We start from the raw sequence: 12,827 nt of genomic DNA, 5'->3' as shown, positions 1-12,827 counted from the left end.
ATGAGGCGTAGTCGACCCGTGTTGGCTTTTTTTGGGGTCAACCGACGTAGGACCTGCGCTATGAGTCTAGTAGGAGAAAATCCAAATCATGGACCACTCACTTCTCACCAATCGGCCGAACGGGCTGTAGCCCTTTCACGTTCGCGAAGCCCGTAGCGGCCACTGGCGAACATCCATCACCGGATTCTTTGCTATCCCACCAACCACAATGGCCTGATAGTGTTACCGCCAGGCGTGGGATTTTCAGTACAGGCTTTCCTATAGCAAAGCCCGTACCAGACCGCTCGCCGAAGCCGTTCGGCGACAGGTCAATAGCAAAACTTGTACCCTTGCGACATCTTCTTAACGGATCAACCAGACGCGCACTCACCTCTCGCACTCAATGAGAGCGCACGCACAAAATTGGAGCAGCCATGACCGAGCCCTTGATTCTTCAACCCGTCAAGCCCGCAGACGCCTGCGTTATATGGCTGCACGGCCTGGGCGCCGACCGCTACGACTTCCTGCCCGTGGCCGAAGCCTTGCAGGAAAGTCTGCTGACCACCCGCTTCGTTCTTCCCCAGGCACCGACCCGCGCCGTCACCATCAACGGCGGATACGAGATGCCGAGCTGGTACGACATATTAGCCATGAGCCCCGCGCGCGCAATCAGTCGTGAGCAGCTGGAGGCCTCGGCGCAAAGAGTTTTTGATTTGATCGAAGAGCAGAAAGCCGGCGGAATAGACGCCTCGCGGATTTTTCTTGCAGGGTTTTCACAGGGTGGCGCCGTCGTATTGCACACCGCGTTCCTGAAATGGCAGGGGCCGTTGGGTGGCGTACTTGCCCTCTCCACTTATGCACCGACGTTCAGCGAAGAACTGGAGCTTTCCGCCAGTCAGCAGCGCATTCCCGTGCTGTCTTTGCACGGCCAGTACGATGACGTCGTTCAAAACGCCATGGGGCGCACCGCTTACGAGTTCTTAAAGCAGCATGGTGTCACCGTGACATGGCAGGAATACCCAATGGGCCACGAAGTGTTACCCGAAGAAATTCGCGACATCGGCGTCTGGCTGGCCGAGCGTTTACGCTAAAAGCTCCCCATTGATCCATCCCCCTACGCCGCGCCCGATTCTTGCATTACACTGGCCGGCGTATATTCCTTAACCAATCGATGAGATGACCGTGCTCAAAGCACTCAAGAAAATGTTCGGTAAAAGCGAGACTGAGCAGCTCGCGCCAGTTCCCAGCGCTCCGTCTCACATCCCCAGCCACCGCACCGACGGTAATCAGCCTGGCCGGACCGCAACCGTAGCGGCACCGAAACACGAGCCTGTGACCACACCGGCCGACCAACCTGTCGAGACTTTCGCCGCCGAGCCACCAAGCAGCGAAACGCCGAAACCTGCAAAACCGCGTCGCGAACCGAAACCGAAAGCGCCGGTCATTCCCTGGAAACTCGAAGACTTCGCCGTCGAACCCCAGGAAGGCAAAACCCGTTTCCACGATTTCAAACTTGCTCCGGAACTGATGCACGCCATCCAGGACCTGGGCTTTCCGTATTGCACGCCGATCCAGGCGCAAGTGCTGGGCTTCACCCTCGCGGGCAAAGACGCCATCGGTCGCGCCCAGACCGGCACCGGCAAAACCGCCGCGTTCCTGATTTCGATCATCACGCAACTGCTGGAAACCCCGCCACCCAAGGAACGCTACATGGGTGAACCGCGGGCGCTGATCATCGCGCCGACCCGCGAGCTGGTGGTGCAGATCGCCAAGGACGCCGCCGACCTGACCAAATACACCGGCCTCAACGTGATGACGTTTGTCGGCGGCATGGACTTCGACAAGCAGCTCAAGCACCTCGAAGCCCGTCACTGCGACATTCTCGTGGCCACTCCGGGCCGCCTGCTCGACTTCAACCAGCGCGGCGACGTGCACTTGGACATGGTCGAAGTCATGGTCCTGGACGAAGCCGACCGGATGCTCGACATGGGTTTCATCCCACAAGTGCGTCAGATCATTCGCCAGACTCCGCCGAAGGACGAGCGTCAGACGCTGCTGTTCTCCGCGACCTTCACCGAAGACGTGATGAACCTGGCCAAGCAATGGACCACCGACCCGTCGATCGTCGAGATCGAGTCGCAGAACGTGGCCAGCGAAAACGTCGAGCAACACATTTACGCCGTGGCCGGTGCCGACAAATACAAACTGCTCTACAACCTGGTCAACGACAACGGTTGGGAACGGGTGATGGTCTTCGCCAACCGCAAGGATGAAGTGCGGCGCATCGAAGAGCGTCTGGTGCGTGACGGGGTCAACGCTGCGCAGCTGTCCGGCGATGTGCCGCAGCACAAACGCATCAAGACCCTGGAAGGTTTCCGCGAAGGCAAGATCCGCGTGCTGGTCGCCACCGATGTGGCCGGTCGCGGCATCCACATCGACGGCATCAGCCACGTGATCAACTTCACGTTGCCGGAGGTCCCGGACGATTACGTGCACCGCATCGGTCGTACCGGTCGTGCCGGCGCGGATGGCGTGTCCATCAGCTTCGCCGGTGAAGATGACTCCTACCAGCTACCGTCTATCGAGGCGTTGCTGGGTCGGAAAATCAGCTGTGAAACGCCGCCGACGCATCTACTGCGGGCAGTTGAGCGTAAGCGCCCGTAACTCGGGCCTTACTGAAAAGGGCGCAGCCGGCAACGGGCTGCGCTTTTTTTTCGCCCCGATATTGCTCGATACAACTAAAAGTCCATAATAGACAAATTAGTTTACTTTCAGTGCCCGGAGCCGACCATGTCCAGTACGCCTTACGTGATCACCCAACCCCAGGCCCGCGAGCTGCTGGCGCAGATTGACGTGCCGCAGATCCTGCGCAAACTGTTCCGCGATTTGGCCGCCGGGCAAGCGGTGCAACCGGCACAGCAGCTGGTGGAATTCCCTCAGGGCGCTGGCGACTTCATCAACTACCTGGGCGTGCTGGCCGAAGATGGCGTCTACGGGGTCAAGACTTCGCCTTACATCGTGCGCGAGCAAGGCCCGTTGGTGACCGCCTGGACGTTGTTGATGTCGATGCAGACCGGCCAACCGTTGCTGCTTTGCGATGCCGGCGAACTGACCACCGCACGCACGGCCGCGACCACCGCCGTCGCCGTCTATGCCCTCGCCCCGTTGAAAGCGCAGCGTCTGGCGATCATCGGCAGCGGCAAGGTCGCTCAGGCACATCTGCATTACGTCAAGAATCTGCGTGACTGGCAGAGCATCAGCCTCTACTCGCCGAGCCTGAGCGATAAAAATCCTGAAACCCTGGCACAGCTCAAAAGCCTCGATCCACGCCTGACCATCGCCGAGAGTTGCGATGCGGCGATTCACGACGCCGACGTGATCATGCTCTGCACTTCGTCCGCAGGCCCGGTGATCGACCCATCCAGCTTGAGCAAACCGGCGCTGATCACCTCCATCAGCACCAATGCTCCGCGTGCCCATGAAGTACCACCACAGAGCCTCAATGACATGCAAGTGTTCTGCGACTATCGTCAGACCACCCCGGGCTCGGCGGGTGAAATGCTGATTGCCGGTGAGCAACATGGCTGGGACAAGAGCGCCATCGTTGGCGACTTGCCGGACCTGCTGAGCGGCAAGGTGCCACGCCCCGATTACGATCGTCACGTGTTCTTCCGTTCCATCGGGCTGGGCCTGGAAGACATTGCGCTGGCCAATGCCATCTACCGCCTACAGCACTAACACCTAAATCCCTGTGGGAGCGGGCTTGCCCGCGATGCAAGCGCCGCGCTCTGTCAGGCACACCGCGGTGATGCCATCGCGGGCAAGCCCGGCTCCCACAGGGATTATCTATAACCATGGCATTTGCGCACTACAGGAGACGTTCATGAGCCAGGCAGATTTCATCATCATCGGCGGCGGGATTGCCGGCGCTTCCACCGGCTTCTGGCTCTCGCAGCACGCCCGGGTGATCGTGCTCGAACGCGAATCCCATCCGGCCTATCACTCCACCGGACGTTCTGCCGCACTGTTCACCGCCGCTTATGGCACGCCGCAAGTCCGGGCGCTGACCCAAGCCAGCCGCGACTTCTTCGACGCGCCCCCCACCGGTTTCTGCGAACACCCGCTGCTGACCCCGCGCGGCGAGATGACTGTGGACTTCACCGGCGATCCGGCCGAGCTGAACAATCAATACATGAGCGCCAAGGCCACTGTGTCTGAGATGCAACTGCTCAGTGCCGACGAAGCCTGTGCACGCCTGCCTATCCTGCGCCGGGAAAAAGTCCACGGCGCAATCTACGACCCGACCGCCAGCGACATCGATACCGATGCCCTGCACCAGGGTTACCTGCGCGGCATCCGTCGCAATAAAAGCGAAGTCCATACCGACAGCGAAGTGTTGAGCCTGACGCGTACTGCCGAAGGCCTGTGGCAGGTTCAAACCAACGGTCAGACCTTCAGCGCTCCGATCATCATCAACGCTGCGGGTGCCTGGGCCGACAAGATCGGTGAACTGGCCGGCGCCAAGCCGCTGGGCCTGCAACCGAAACGTCGCGCGGCGTTCATTTTCGCCGGCCCCGAGGGCGTGGACATTCACCACTGGCCGATGCTGGTCAGCCTCGACGAATCCTTCTACATGAAACCCGACGCGGGGATGTTCCTCGGTTCGCCGGCCAACGCCGACCCGGTCGAGCCCCACGACGTGCAGCCCGAAGAGCTGGACATTGCGATGGGCATCTACCAGATCGAAGAAGCCACCACCCTGACCATCCGCCGTCCGACCCGCACCTGGGCCGGCCTGCGCAGCTTCGTTTCTGACGGCGATCTGATCTGCGGCTTCGATCAACACGTGCCCGGGCTGTTCTGGGTCGCGGCACAAGGTGGCTACGGCATCCAGACATCACCCGCCATGGGCCAGGCCGGCGCTGCGCTGGTACGCGGTGAAGCCTTGCCAGAACAGCTCAGCCGTTTCGGCCTGGACGCCGAGATGCTCTCCCCCGCTCGCCTGGGCTGATTTTCGTCCTCAGGTGACGTGTCGACACGATTGCGGCAAACTTCCAGCGCCCTTTTTGCAGGGCGCTGACGCTGCCTGGAGCTCCACTGTATGAACGCACCTGAAAAAGACCCGGCCCTGGACAACTACCGGGCAATCGCCGATGCGATCGCCACGTTGTTCTTCCCTCATGCCGAGGTGGTGCTGCACGATCTGCGCACGCAAAAAATCGATTACATCGCCAACAATCTGTCCAAGCGGGAAGTGGGCGATGACGCCGCGCTGGAAGACATGCTCAGCGACGATGTCAGCGAACGGAACATCGGGCCGTACGAAAAGCTCAATTGGGATGGCCAGAAGATTCGCAGCCTGAGCAGTGTCTTGCGCGACAGCGACGGCCATCCGCTGGCGGTGCTGTGCATCAACCTGAACATTTCGCTGTTCGAAAATGCCAAGGCTGCTCTGGATCTGTTCCTGTCGCCAAGCAAGCTGATTCCGCAGCCGGACTCACTGTTTCGCGATGACTGGCAGGAGCGGATCAATACCTTTCTGCACGCCTGGCTGCGTGAACGTCAGCTGAGCCTGAACCTGCTGACGCGCGACCATAAACGCGAACTGGTGCTGGCGCTGCACGCCGAAGGGGCCTTCAAGGGCAAAAGCGCTTCGAACTATGTGGCCAATGTGCTGAACATGGGGCGGGCGACTGTTTACAAGCATTTGAAGGAATTGAAGGGCTGAAGCCCTGAGAGGTGTGCTGACTGATAGGGCCTCATCGCGGGCAAGCCCGCTCCCACAAGGATTTTCATGAGACACACATTCTGTGCTTCACGTAGATCCCTGTGGGAGCGGGCTTGCCCGCGAAGACGGTAGATCAGTCGCCGTAGATGTCGGACTTGAAATACTTCTCGGAAATCTTCTGATACTCGCCACTCGCACGAATACCGTCGATGGCCGTGTTCAGCTCAGCGACCAACTCGCTGTTACCTTTGCGCACTGCAATCCCGGCACCCTCACCCACATACTTCGGATCCTTGAGCTCCGGCCCGGTAAAGGCATAGCCCTTGCCACGAGGCATCGCCAGGAAGTCACTCAGCGGAATAGTGTCGGCAAAAATGGCATCGAGGCGACCCGCTGCCAGGTCCATGTAAATTTCTTCGTTGTTGCCGTAGCGCTTGACGTTGATGCCCTTCGGTTCAAAAACCTCGGTGGCGTAACGGTCAGTGGTGGTTGCACGCTGCACACCGACAGTCTTGCCCTTTAGGCTGGCGTACTGGTCATCCACTGCCGCGCCTTCCTTCATTACCAGACGCGATGAGGTGAAGTAGTACTTGTGGGTGAAGTCGACCGACTTCTTGCGGTCTTCGTTGATGGTCATGGACGACAGCGCCATGTCGATTTTCTTCACTTTCAGAGAAGGAATCAGACCGTCGAATTCACCTTCGACCCACACACACTTGACCTTCATCTGCGCGCACAGGGCATTGCCGATGTCGTAGTCGAAACCGACGATCTCGCCTTTGTCGGTCTTGGACGCGAAGGGTGGATAAGCGGCTTCGATGCCGATGCGCAGGGTTTTGTCGGCGGCGAACAGCGTGCTGCACGCCAACAAGCTCAGCGCCAGACCGGTGATGAGGGGGAATATCTTCATGTTCGTTCTCTCGCGGGTTGTTGTTGGTTTGGCAAGACAGAAGAAAGAGCTGGAACGGGAAACGCCTTTTTTGTACTTATAATTCCATAATGGACTTTTATGTATTAGTCGTCAATCGGGGCGATGGCCAACGGTCGGGTGGTGTGTCAGGAAGATATTGGAGGATGCAATGGCCTCTTCGCGGGCAAGCCTCGCTCCTACGGGTTTTGTGTCGTATGCACGTTTTGTAAACAACACAAAATCTGTAGGAGCGAGGCTTGCCCGCGAAGGCGTACTTGCAGACACCGCAGGAATTACTGCTTCCAGCGATCCGCCGCCGCATGATCGCTGTCACGTCCGTCAACCCAGCGTGCCCCGTCACTGGTGTTTTCCTTCTTCCAGAACGGCGCACGGGTTTTCAGGTAGTCCATGACAAAGGCGCAGGCGTCGAACGCTGCCTGGCGGTGGGCGCTGGCGGCGCCGACGAAGACGATCGGCTCGCCCGGTTCCAGGGCGCCGATCCGGTGCAGCACTTCAAGCTTGAGCAGCGGCCAGCGCTGTTCAGCTTCAACGGCGATTTTGCCGAGGGCTTTTTCGGTCATGCCCGGATAGTGTTCGAGAAACATCCCGGCCACATCGAGCCCGTCATTAAAGTCGCGCACGTAGCCGACGAAACTCACCACCGCGCCAACACCGACATTGGCGGCGTGCATGGCATTGACTTCAGCACCCGGATCGAAGGCCGTAGATTGCACGCGAATCGCCATGATCAGCCCCCGGTCACGGTCGGAAAGAACGCCACTTCGTCACCCTCAGTCACCGGCTCGTCGAGCTGGCAGAGGTCCTCGTTACGGGCGCACATCAGGTTCTGCTCGCTCAGCACATCGGCACCGTCACGTTGAGCCAGCAGCGCACGCACATCGTCGACCGTGGCGAAATCACCCTCAACCGTCACCGAATCCACGCCGAGCGCTTCGCGGTAACGAGCGAAAAACTTCACGGTGACGTTCATGGCTGATCTGCCCGGTAATGGCCGCTCTTGCCACCGAGTTTTTCCAGCAACCGCACGCTTTCGATGGTCATGCCACGGTCCACGGCCTTGCACATGTCGTAAATGGTCAGCGCCGCCACACTGGCGGCCGTCAGAGCTTCCATCTCGACACCGGTCTGCCCGGACAACTTGCAGCGCGCGACGATGCGCACGGTGTCATCGCCTTCGGCGCTGAGCTCGACTTTGACGCCGGTGAGCATCAGCGGATGGCACAAAGGGATCAGATCGCTGGTTTTCTTCGCCGCCTGAATACCGGCGATGCGCGCCACGGCGAACACATCACCCTTGGGGTGACCGCCACTGACGATCATCTGCAGGGTTTCGGGCAGCATGCGCACCAGCGCTTGGGCCGTCGCTTCACGGAACGTCACGGCTTTTTCAGTGACGTCGACCATGTTGGCGCGACCTTGGGAATCGAGATGAGTCAGCACGGGGTTACTCCTGATCAGGAGCGTCGATTGTAAACCTGCGGGTCAATTTTCCGCACGTTTGATTGCAATGTCCTTGTAGGAGCGAGGCTTGCCCGCGAAGGCGGTGTGTCAGGCATGTTGATGTTGGCTGTGCCGCCGTCTTCGCGGGCAAGCCTCGCTCCCACAGGGGATTTGTGTTGGGCATAAAAAAACCGGGCGGCTTTTGGGGCCGTCCGGTTCTGGTGACGTGGTTACAAATGCGATTCGGCGTATTCGGCCAGAATCGAACGTGGCACCCCTTGCAGGGTGATGTGTACACCGTTCGGGAAGTCTTTGAAGCGCTCGGTCAGGTACGTCAGTCCGGAGCTGGTCGCGGACAGGTAAGGGGTGTCGATCTGCGCCAGGTTACCCAGGCACACCACTTTGGAACCGGCGCCGGCACGGGTGATGATGGTTTTCATCTGATGCGGTGTCAGGTTCTGGCATTCATCGATCAATATCAGACTCTGCTGGAAGCTGCGGCCTCGAATGTAGTTGAGGGATTTGAACTGCAACGGCACTTTGCTGAGGATGTAATCGACGCTGCCATGGGTGTTTTCGTCATCCATGTGCAAGGCTTCGAGGTTGTCGGTGATGGCGCCTAGCCAAGGCTCCATTTTTTCCGCTTCGGTGCCGGGCAGGAAGCCGATTTCCTGGTCCAGGCCCTGCACGCTGCGCGTCGCGATGATGCGGCGGTAGCGCTTGCTGACCATGGTCTGCTCGATCGCCGCGGCCAGCGCCAGAATGGTTTTCCCGGAGCCGGCAGCACCCGTCAGGTTGACCAGGTGGATATCCGGATCGAGCAAGGCGTACAGCGCCAGGCTCTGATAGATGTCACGTGGTTTCAGGCCCCAGGCTTCCTGGTGCAGCAGCGGTTCCTGATGCAGGTCGAGAATCAGCAGGCGGTCTTCCTCGATCTCCTTGATCCAGCCGACAAAACCCTGTTCATCGATGATGAACTCATTGATATGCACAGCCGGCAGGTTGTCGATCAGCTGCACCTGATGCCAGGTGCGACCGTGGTCCTGGCGGGTTTCGACATTCTTCACGCGATCCCAGAAGGAGCCGTCCATGTTGTGATAACCATTGGGCAGCAGCGAGACGTCGTCGACCAGTTGGTCGGTGCTGTAGTCCTCGGCCGCGATCCCGCACGCCCTGGCCTTGAGGCGCATGTTGATGTCTTTGGTGACCAGCACCACGGGCAGTTTCGGCTCGCGCGCGTGCAGGTCAATCAACTGGTTGATGATGATGTTGTCGTTCAGGTGTTCGGGAAGAATGATGTTCGGTTCAGCACGTTTGCTCATCAGAATTGACAGCAAACCCTTCGGCCCACTTTTGCCACGCTGGATCGGTACACCGAGTTCTACGTCTTCGGGGCTGGCATCGCCCAGCGTCTTGTCGATCAGGCGAATCGCCTGACGGCATTCCGCAGCCACGCTGTGATGCCCGCTCTTGAGCTTGTCCAGCTCCTCAAGCACGGTCATCGGGATGGCAACGTGGTGTTCTTCGAAGTTAAGCAGGGCGTTTGGATCGTGAATCAATACGTTGGTATCGAGTACATAAAGGATTGGCTGGTTGGAGGAAGAACTACGTCCGTGATCATCCATACTCGGTCACCTTTGTGGGAGCCATTCGACGCAATACCTTGGCGGTGCTGCGCCTCGAAGTGACTACCGAATTCACCTGTGATGATTCAAGTGAACTGCTCACACAAACTGGGTCTTGGGAGACGCCACCTGTGTTGCAGGTTTCGGCGGTCTGTCTTCGTAATACTCCAAAACCCATGACAGAAAAAAGTACTTTGACGCTTTTTTGAAGTTTATTTTTCAGAGTGACCAATAGCACTAGGCGGATGGCCATCACCCCGTTAAAGTCGGAAGTCCGCCTGCTGTTTAGGACTGAGATAAATACCAGGGTAGCTGTGAGGTAAACCCGAGACAATCCGGGATTCGATGGTCCATGGTGGTATGGGGTTTGGAATTGAGTTGCAGCCAGTGCAATCAGGTGTGACCCCGGTCTGTTGCTGGTGACCGGGGTGCAGTGTAGGCAGGAGAGGCTATTTTGTTCCGGTGTCTACTCATCCAGGTGGGTGGTGAACAGATCGCCTTGGTCACGGGCGATGACTGCTTGCCGCATTCTTTTAACCACCTTGTAAACGAATGCCAGCGAGATGTTGTGCTTCATGGCGATCTCACGATGATTGCGACCCTTCCACTCATCAAAAATCTGTTGATGCAGCTTCGACGCCTGTATGTGAATACCCTTCGGCATGTACAGCTGTTGGCCACCCCAAACGGTAGCCATTTGCATGGCAACTTCAATACCGTGTGCCTCGGCGAGTTCGTCACTGACGTGAAGCGTTTCTTTCGCTGACTGGGTGACGTGGTCCGCCAAGGTCTGGAGCAGCTCGCCTGCCGTGCTACTGGGCTCTTTCATACACCCTCCTTAATAATCACGCGGCTCTGCCACTGTTTCAGGTTCTCAATAACTCGACTGGCCTGGCCTGTGTTGAGCCATTGCAGTGCTGAGACCTTTGTCATGTTCAGCACAAAATTGGCCAGAGCTTCCTCGGAAGGATCGCGGACGGCGCCCAGATCATGGAGGGTCAGCCACAGCGAACGGATTTTCTTGGACTGCTCATCCTTGGCCTTCGGCCGCTTTCCTGCCGAGTTTGGACGAACCTTAAAGCCCCGCTGCTTGAGCTGCTCCAAAACCTTCACCAGGTTTGGAACGCTCAAGTCTGCGGTCGAGGTTGCCCCGTCCAAACCTTTCATGCCCGCAAGCATCAGGCGATAAGTGTCGTCATCCATGCGTAGTTCGCGCCGAGCGACATGGATCAGCTTGATGTAACGCAGGCGCTCAGGATTGGAAGGCGCGCTTTTCACCGAACACCTCCAGAGACTGCGCGCGTCATGTAAAGACAAATCATCGAAGAAATGCCATGCAATGCGAAAACCGCAGCACACGCCACAGCAAACCAAGGATCTGCGCTAGTGTTTGAGGCGATGAGCCAGAGCGGCGCAGCAACGGTATTCACCTGTAAACCGGTCATATCTCACGCCTCCTCAAACGCAAGATCGAGATCGACCTCGATCTCAGCGTTGACCAAGCGAATGCCACACCAACCGAAATCTGAGCCCTGCACGGTTCCGCCCCATCCTTCCTTGTTGTGGCGGTCCTCTGTCCATATCCGTGACTGCTCTCCATCGGAGACCCGCATGCCACCGGCCTCCAGCAAGTCAAAAACCCACCCCTCGGCGGCAAGCTTGATTACGGCACGCACTACGTCGTCATTTGCTTCATTGAGACGATCATTAGCACTAGCCCAGAAAGTGTTGATCACGGTAGCGCGCTCTGAGGTCAGGATGTCGTGGTCGACCTCAAGGGTGATTTCCCATTCTTTCCACGTGTCTTTCAGCGTGTATGTCTTGAGGTTGGTCATATCACACCCCCGCAATATCAAGGCTAATGGCGCGGTACTGATCCGAGTCACCGATCCGCTCATACACGCGGATGTAGGACTTGGAGCCAACTACCTGGCACGCTTCGCCGATTGCCTGCATAGCTCGCTGCCAACGCTCATCCTTGATGTCCAGACGGCGCAGCGCAAGTACCCGAGCAGTACGGATCTCACCCTGGGAATCGGTGCGGAATGCGTCATTGGCAAGGGTGGCCACCTCTGGACGAGCCCCTTGGGTCCAGTCACGCAGACATTCATCGATTAAAGCCCGTGCAGCCTGCAGACGTTCATCGAACGCTATCGACTCCTGCACTGAGCGCTGGATCTTGAAGCGTCCATCGAAGCTATAAAGAGTGACATTACCCTTCTTGCCGCCAAGTTTAATGTCGTACTGTTCGGCACTCAGCTCGATAAACGCTTCGATATCTCCAAACGCGACTGCCTTGAAGTCGACCAGTTCGGTGTTGAGTTCACTGGCGCGATCCACCAGATGACGCACCAATCGATCACGCTCGATGTCGATAGGCTTGATCAGACTTTCGGGCACCATCCGGCCCTGTGCATCTTGCCAAAAACCTTCGGGCACTAAAGTTTGCGGGGCGTTATTCATCATCTTTTTCCTCAATGGTGGTGGCGCCTTTCCGGCTCGGGCTGATGGCCCATTGGACGGGCTTGGTGTCCACGCAATCGCATGTCGCCAGATCCATTGCGCAGTTTTCACAGCTGTTAGCCGAGTCCTGGTGCGCCGAGGCAGTCAGCGTTTTTTGAAGTACTTCGATGATGTCCCGAACGCCGACTGCGTGACTTTCAGGTTTGTTCAGCGTGGCGGCTGTCAACTTGGTGATCGCATTGGCCACACCTTTCAGCGTGTAGAGCTGTTCACCGAACGACTCGACGAGTTCAAGCGCGAACTGCCGACCTTCCAAGCGCAAGTACTGGTTGATTGGCGCAGTCATTGGTCCTGCTCCTTCACTTGGGAAAACCATGAAACGTAGATGCCGCGAATCTGCACCGAGTGGCGAGTCATTGAATCTCGCGTCTTACTGCTCTGGCCGCGAATTTCGTGAGCAAACCGGCGTGCGACTAGGTCCACATCATTGATCGAGACAACGATGCGTTTTTCGAGGAAGTTCAGCTCCAGGACAGGAACGCCTGCTGCGCGGATATCGCGGGTTAAGTCGTTGAACGTCGACAGCAATGGCTGAAATTCTGGTGCCAAGAGGCTCAGCGGTGGTTTTGGCTGCGACGGCACGAGAGAAAGATTCGCCACG

General features: G+C 58.1%; 16 protein-coding genes. 5 read left to right on the top strand and 11 right to left on the bottom strand.

Translation table 11 applies throughout. The features are described 5' to 3' along the window. The first annotated feature begins 413 nt into the window (after positions 1 to 413). From ACYZT6_RS02920 to ACYZT6_RS02900, 5 genes are all read left to right on the top strand, one after another. Positions 414 to 1,070: an alpha/beta hydrolase gene (locus ACYZT6_RS02920; protein WP_462025651.1), complete on the top strand. Its 657-nt coding sequence runs from the start codon at positions 414 to 416 to the stop codon at positions 1,068 to 1,070. An 85-nt stretch (positions 1,071 to 1,155) separates the two neighbouring features. Next, positions 1,156 to 2,643 (top strand): ATP-dependent RNA helicase RhlB, encoded by a 1,488-nt coding sequence (gene rhlB / locus ACYZT6_RS02915; RefSeq protein WP_462025650.1) that lies wholly within the window; start codon positions 1,156 to 1,158, stop codon positions 2,641 to 2,643. A gap of 126 nt (positions 2,644 to 2,769) precedes the next feature. Then, positions 2,770 to 3,717: an ornithine cyclodeaminase family protein gene (locus tag ACYZT6_RS02910; protein ID WP_462025649.1), complete on the top strand. Its 948-nt coding sequence runs from the start codon at positions 2,770 to 2,772 to the stop codon at positions 3,715 to 3,717. Between the two features lie 145 nt (positions 3,718 to 3,862). Then, positions 3,863 to 4,990 (top strand): NAD(P)/FAD-dependent oxidoreductase, encoded by a 1,128-nt coding sequence (locus tag ACYZT6_RS02905; protein WP_462025648.1) that lies wholly within the window; start codon positions 3,863 to 3,865, stop codon positions 4,988 to 4,990. A gap of 90 nt (positions 4,991 to 5,080) precedes the next feature. Beyond that, a complete protein-coding gene (locus tag ACYZT6_RS02900; protein ID WP_462025647.1) occupies positions 5,081 to 5,707 on the top strand; it encodes a helix-turn-helix transcriptional regulator in 627 nt (208 codons plus the stop codon). 133 nt (positions 5,708 to 5,840) lie between these two features. On the opposite strand, the gene ACYZT6_RS02895 is transcribed toward ACYZT6_RS02900, so the two are convergent. From ACYZT6_RS02895 to ACYZT6_RS02845, 11 genes are all read right to left on the bottom strand, one after another. Continuing rightward, positions 5,841 to 6,617, bottom strand: a complete 777-nt coding sequence (locus ACYZT6_RS02895) for an ABC transporter substrate-binding protein (protein ID WP_462025646.1) — start codon at positions 6,615 to 6,617, stop codon at positions 5,841 to 5,843. Between the two features lie 293 nt (positions 6,618 to 6,910). Continuing rightward, positions 6,911 to 7,363 carry a molybdopterin synthase catalytic subunit MoaE gene (gene moaE, locus ACYZT6_RS02890; protein WP_462025645.1) on the bottom strand — a complete coding sequence of 151 codons (453 nt, stop codon included), beginning with the start codon at positions 7,361 to 7,363 and terminating at the stop codon, positions 6,911 to 6,913. Positions 7,364 to 7,365: 2 nt separating this feature from the next. Next, entirely contained in the window at positions 7,366 to 7,608 is a 243-nt protein-coding gene (gene moaD, locus ACYZT6_RS02885) for a molybdopterin converting factor subunit 1 (protein ID WP_462025644.1), read from the bottom strand. After that, a complete protein-coding gene (gene moaC, locus ACYZT6_RS02880; protein ID WP_462025643.1) occupies positions 7,605 to 8,078 on the bottom strand; it encodes a cyclic pyranopterin monophosphate synthase MoaC in 474 nt (157 codons plus the stop codon). The genes moaD and moaC overlap by 4 nt, the downstream gene beginning before the upstream one ends. Positions 8,079 to 8,308: 230 nt before the next feature. Beyond that, entirely contained in the window at positions 8,309 to 9,703 is a 1,395-nt protein-coding gene (locus tag ACYZT6_RS02875) for a PhoH family protein (protein WP_109628080.1), read from the bottom strand. Between the two features lie 466 nt (positions 9,704 to 10,169). Continuing rightward, on the bottom strand, positions 10,170 to 10,532 hold the full coding sequence (locus ACYZT6_RS02870; RefSeq protein WP_448092458.1) for a Mor transcription activator family protein: 363 nt from the start codon (positions 10,530 to 10,532) through the stop codon (positions 10,170 to 10,172). Beyond that, positions 10,529 to 10,981, bottom strand: coding sequence for a gp16 family protein (locus tag ACYZT6_RS02865; protein WP_462025642.1), 453 nt, complete (start codon positions 10,979 to 10,981; stop codon positions 10,529 to 10,531). The genes ACYZT6_RS02870 and ACYZT6_RS02865 overlap by 4 nt, the downstream gene beginning before the upstream one ends. Before the next feature lie 170 nt (positions 10,982 to 11,151). After that, positions 11,152 to 11,538 carry a DUF2528 family protein gene (locus ACYZT6_RS02860; RefSeq protein WP_462025641.1) on the bottom strand — a complete coding sequence of 129 codons (387 nt, stop codon included), beginning with the start codon at positions 11,536 to 11,538 and terminating at the stop codon, positions 11,152 to 11,154. A 1-nt stretch (position 11,539) separates the two neighbouring features. Beyond that, the gene (locus ACYZT6_RS02855) at positions 11,540 to 12,166 is read right to left on the bottom strand and encodes a DUF3164 family protein (RefSeq protein ID WP_462025640.1); all 627 of its coding nucleotides are present in this window, start codon (positions 12,164 to 12,166) and stop codon (positions 11,540 to 11,542) included. Beyond that, complete coding sequence (locus tag ACYZT6_RS02850) at positions 12,159 to 12,512, bottom strand: hypothetical protein (RefSeq protein WP_462025639.1); 354 nt, start codon at positions 12,510 to 12,512, stop codon at positions 12,159 to 12,161. Before ACYZT6_RS02850 ends, ACYZT6_RS02855 begins: the two co-directional genes overlap by 8 nt. Continuing rightward, on the bottom strand, positions 12,509 to 12,826 hold the full coding sequence (locus tag ACYZT6_RS02845; RefSeq protein WP_462025638.1) for a hypothetical protein: 318 nt from the start codon (positions 12,824 to 12,826) through the stop codon (positions 12,509 to 12,511). Before ACYZT6_RS02845 ends, ACYZT6_RS02850 begins: the two co-directional genes overlap by 4 nt. Between the last annotated feature and the right edge of the window lies 1 nt (position 12,827).

The organism is Pseudomonas sp. RT6P73, assembly GCF_054897715.1.
The sequence above is the reverse complement of the archived record's forward strand: the minus strand, read 5'-3'. Positions and strand labels throughout refer to the sequence as shown.